The sequence below is a fragment of the Carboxylicivirga sp. genome, from assembly GCF_982718395.1.
This window is the reverse complement of record NZ_CEXQWX010000300.1, coordinates 1-2,827: the sequence shown is the minus strand read 5'-3', so window position 1 is coordinate 2,827 and position 2,827 is coordinate 1. Positions and strand designations below refer to the sequence as shown.

At 37.1% G+C, this 2,827-nt stretch carries 2 protein-coding genes and 1 pseudogene; 2 read left to right on the top strand and 1 reads right to left on the bottom strand.

Annotated elements, in window-relative coordinates; translation table 11 throughout:
- A pseudogene (locus tag AC4MRQ_RS25555) lies at nucleotides 1-288 on the top strand (S66 peptidase family protein); the annotation flags it as partial.
- A gap of 2 nt (nucleotides 289-290) precedes the next feature.
- Nucleotides 291-653, top strand: coding sequence for a YraN family protein (locus tag AC4MRQ_RS25550; RefSeq protein ID WP_491200564.1), 363 nt, complete (start codon nucleotides 291-293; stop codon nucleotides 651-653).
- Between the two features lie 95 nt (nucleotides 654-748).
- Here the strand turns inward: AC4MRQ_RS25550 and AC4MRQ_RS25545 are convergent, their stop codons facing one another.
- The gene (locus AC4MRQ_RS25545; protein ID WP_491200563.1) at nucleotides 749-2,608 is read right to left on the bottom strand and encodes a methyl-accepting chemotaxis protein; all 1,860 of its coding nucleotides are present in this window, start codon (nucleotides 2,606-2,608) and stop codon (nucleotides 749-751) included.
- Nucleotides 2,609-2,827: the final 219 nt, after the last annotated feature.

Below are 2,827 nucleotides of genomic sequence, written 5' to 3'. Positions count from 1 at the left end.
TTATCAGAATACTTGTATCATCTGGATCGAATGATGCAAAACCTGAAACTAAGTGGTTTTTTGAAAGAATTAAGTGGCATTATCGTTGGCGACTTTACCGATATGAAAGATAATGATGATCCATACGGACAAACGGCTTTTGAAATAATTAAGGAAGCGGTTAATGATTATAATTATCCGGTGTTGTTTGGCTTTCCTGCAGGTCATAACCATTTAAATTTGCCTTTGGTTTTGGGTAAACGTGTAACGCTAAAGGTTGAAAACTGCTCTTGTCAATTAAACTTTTAGCCATGGCACAGCACAATGAATTGGGTAAAACCGGCGAGTCAATTGCCGCAAGGTATCTGGAGAAAAAAGGCTTTGAAATACTAGAGCGTAACTGGCAATACAACCATAAGGAGATAGACCTGATCGCCATGCATGATGATTTCCTGGTTGTGATAGAGGTCAAAACGCGAACGACAGATGGTTGGGAGAATCCTAAAGAAGCCATTACCAACAGCAAAATTCGTTTTATTGTTGAAGCCACAGAAGCTTACATTAACGAAAGGGATATTGATAATGAAGTACGCTTCGATGTTGTAACGCTGATCCCCAATGGAAAAGAATGGGATATAGAACATATCGATGAAGCTTTTCATCCAAGCTTGTAATAATGCGCAAATACCTAAATCATCATCCGATAAACATCAACAAAAAAGGGCAACATACTCTGTTGCCCCAATATTTCTCCATTAAAAATTAAAGACTAAAACTTATAACTTTTAGTTAACTCAAAAAGTATCTCAGATTGATTGTTTAATTCTTCAACTGTACTTGCCAGTTCTTCACTGTTAGCAGCTACATTCTGAATTCCCTGAGTTAAATGATTGGTTCCGTTTGTAACCTGAGCTACCCCTTGTGCTTGTTCATCTGTATTGTTTGAAATATCAACAACATTTCGCTTCAGGTTGGTTAAGGCTTCAGCAATGTCATTCACAATTAATGAAGCATCAAGACTCCTGTCTTTTGACTGGTTTGCCAAATCATTAATGCTCTTACTTATTATAGCCGTATTGTCACTTAATTTCTGTATCTCGGCCGCAACAACTGCAAACCCTTTACCGTAATCCCCGGCACGTGCCGCTTCAACAGCAGCATTTAATGATAAGATACGCACCTGCATAGCAATTTCATCAATTTGCGCGACCTTATCGGCAATCATGATTTGCAATTCAGTTGCTTCCTTTGCGCCCTCACGGAGTGTCACCATTTTATCGTTAATATCAGTTGTTTCATTTTTTATGACTACGCCTTTTTCATTCGTCTGTTGTAAGGTAGCATTCATTTCCTGCATATTGCAACTAATCTGCTCAGTAACGCTTGCCTGCTCATTTGTAGCCGATGATAAGTTTTCACTGCTTCCTTGTAACTGACGACAGGCTGAACTAATATTCTCCGCTCCATTCTTCACCTCATTCATATGCTCAGTCAAATTGTCGACCATGTGCTTAAACGCTGTTGCTAATTTGCCTATCTCGTCATTGGTATCAATGTTGATATCTACTCCTAAATCGCCTTTAGAAATATCTTCGCTAATGACAGTTAGTCGCTCCAGAGGTTTTGTCATTTTTCTGACAAAAAATCTTAAGCGAATGGTCGTAGCAATAATTGCAAGTATAATTGCAATCAGGATAACGATCAAAGTATAGATAAAGGATTCAAAAACTTTAAAAGCATGCACTTTTGTTTGTAATTGCCAGGGCGTTTGATTATCCGTTAAATGAATAGGATGTCCCATACAACCTAAAGGAAGGTTAAACCAATGCTCAGGTTGACCTTTGACAATACTTTCCAATCGCTTTTCCGGCTCTATAGTATCTTCTCCCAAAAACTTACCAATTAAGTTTTTTTTATGAGTATGGGCCATATAAAAACCTTTACTGTCAATAATTGCCATACTCCCGGCACCATCATATGTCACGAAGTCATCAATAACACCATCCACTCGTTTTATATCAATATCAAAAGCAACTACTCCCAGAAAATTATTCTCCGAATCTCTGATTGGAGAAACAATGGTTGTCATCATCACATCCTCACCTTCAACATTGTAAGTATAAGGATTAGTTATATACTGAGAATTCAACTTTTTAGGTTTCTGGTAAAACTCTGAAGTCTGATACCCAACCACGGCAACACACGAAGCTCCAGTTACATATGGTATAAACCGTCCTGTTTCATCGTGATATGGTTTATTAACATACTGCTCGTCTTTGCCATCATAGGCATTTGGTTCAAATACGATGCCTACACCAATAACATATTTATGAGCTTCTAATTCCTTCTGAAGAAGCAATACCATATCCTCACGACTTATATTGTGGTTAAGCGCAATGTCGTGTTCAATTTTCATCGACAACTCCTCAGTGATTAAAAGATAATCCTTGAATAACTTCTCAACTGTGCTCGCACCGCGTTTTAGGGCATTATTACCAATTTCGGTGCTGTAATATAGTGTGTCCTTCAGGTACGAGGCCAGTAACATTGTCACTACAATACTTATTGTCAATATAAACAGTCGGTTAGCTCTTCTTGTGAACTTCCGGGCTAAAGTGATTTTTTTCATCGAATTATATTATTTTTATTGAAAGGATGGCACTTTATACTCACTAGCAAACCATTTTGTTATATTACAACGTGAGTTTTTATGTTTTTTTAAGAAATAAGTATTGTGGATTCCTATATCTATAGGCCTTATATATAAAGACAAAAGAGTATTATAATCTTAAAGGCTCAGTAGTAAATGTCTATATAACAGAGCATAAAGATACTTGTCATATTATTT

Excerpts from the sequence above, each read along its gene's own strand:
- AC4MRQ_RS25550 (WP_491200564.1), top strand. The coding sequence starts at position 291 with ATGGCACAGCACAATGAATTGGGTAAAACCGGCGAGTCAATTGCCGCA.
- AC4MRQ_RS25545 (WP_491200563.1), bottom strand. The coding sequence starts at position 2,608 with ATGAAAAAAATCACTTTAGCCCGGAAGTTCACAAGAAGAGCTAACCGA.